This is a genomic window from Comamonas sp. B-9 (assembly GCF_000410635.1).
Lineage (GTDB): Bacteria > Pseudomonadota > Gammaproteobacteria > Burkholderiales > Burkholderiaceae_C > Comamonas.
Map to the genome: position 1 here is coordinate 23702 of NZ_KE148539.1, position 1598 is coordinate 25299.

Sequence of the window (1598 nt, forward strand, 5' to 3'; positions counted from 1 at the left end):
TGTTGGGTGGGCTACACCTTGCTGGGCCGCCTGGTGCTGGCCCGCATCGATCCCCTTACCACGACGGCCGCGACCGCCAGCCTTGGCGCACTGTTGCTGCTGGCAGCCAGCCTGCTGGTCGAGGGTCCCGCCGCCTGGGCCGGCCTGGCGCATGCGCCTGCGCATGCCTGGTACAGCCTGATGGCGCTCGCGCTGGGTGCCACCGCACTGGCCTATGCCTGGTACTTGCGGGGCGTGCAGGAGCTGGGCGCCGGGGCCGCGGCTGCCTATATGTCGCTCGTGCCCTTGTTTGGCATGCTGCTGTCCAGCCTGTGGCTGGCCGAGCCGCTGACGGCTTCCTTGCTGGTGGGGGGGGCTGCGGCGATTGCCGGCATGGGGCTGATGAATGCGGGCCGCATGCGCTTGCTGCCAAGGCCTGCGCAAGCAGGTTGATCCATGGCGGTCTTGGCAATGCCAGCGAGCCCGCTTATGCTGCTGGCCAACCACCGCGACTGTGCCTCCCTATGAACGCCCACCCCCGCCCAGAGCCTTGCCCTTCACCGCAAGCAGATGCCGCCCCCGCCAAGGGCTCTGCGCTGGAAGTGCTGGCCGCTTTTTCAAAGCTGGGTCTGACCTCGTTTGGCGGGCCGGTTGCGCATCTGGGCTATTTTCATACCGAGTTTGTGCTGCGCCGGCGCTGGATCGATGAGCGCGCCTATGCGGATCTGGTGGCGCTGTGCCAGTTTCTGCCCGGCCCGGCCAGCAGCCAGGTGGGCATGGCCTTGGGCCTGGGCCGGGCGGGCTGGTGGGGGGCCTTGGCAGCCTGGCTGGGTTTTACCTTGCCATCGGCCCTGGCGCTGATGCTGTTGGCACTGGGCCTGTCGCAATGGGCAGGGCTGGCCGCATCGGGCGCCGTGCATGGCCTCAAGGTCGTGGCCGTCGCGGTGGTGGCGCAGGCCGTATGGGGCATGGCGCGGGCCTTGTGCCCGGACCGGTTGCGTGGGGCATGGGCCATCGCCGCCGCCTTGCTGGTGCTGGCCGTGCCTTCCACCTATGGGCAACTGGCAGCCATCGTGCTGGGTGCGGTACTGGGCCGCTGGGCGCTGAAGCTGGGCCCGCTGCCTGCGGCACAGCACCAGCACTATGGCGTCAGCCAGCGCATGGGAAGCTGCTTGCTGCTGGTCTACGCCGTGTTGCTGGGGCTGAGCCCCTGGTTGATCGCCGCGTATGGGGGCAGCTTGCTGGCGATGGCCAGCCAGGTCTACCAGGCCGGTGCGCTGGTGTTTGGCGGCGGCCATGTGGTGCTGCCGTTGTTGCAGGCCAGCTTGGTGCCGGGCGGGCTGGTGTCCAACGACATGCTGCTGGCAGGCTACGGCGCCGCCCAAGCCGTGCCGGGCCCGCTGTTCACATTTGCCGCCTACCTGGGCGCGGCCATGCCCGCGCCATGGGGCGGCTGGTGGGCCGGCCTGGCCTTGTTGCTGGCGGTGTTTCTGCCCGGCCTGTTGCTGGTCGCCGGTGTGCTGCCGCACTGGGAATCGCTGCGCCAGCGGGCCGGCGTGCAGCGGGTGATGGCGGGCATCAATGCCTCGGTGGTCGGCGTGCTGCTGGCTGCGCTGTAC

Annotated in this window: 2 protein-coding genes; both read left to right on the forward strand. The window is 69.6% G+C overall.

Annotated elements, in window-relative coordinates; genetic code table 11:
• Positions 1-432: EamA family transporter (locus H928_RS26750; protein WP_043339285.1), on the forward strand; the 432-nt coding region annotated here is incomplete at its 5' end.
• A 71-nt stretch (positions 433-503) separates the two neighbouring features.
• Positions 504-1598 (forward strand): chromate efflux transporter (chrA, locus tag H928_RS26755; RefSeq protein ID WP_043339287.1); only part of this gene is annotated, 1095 nt, incomplete at its 3' end.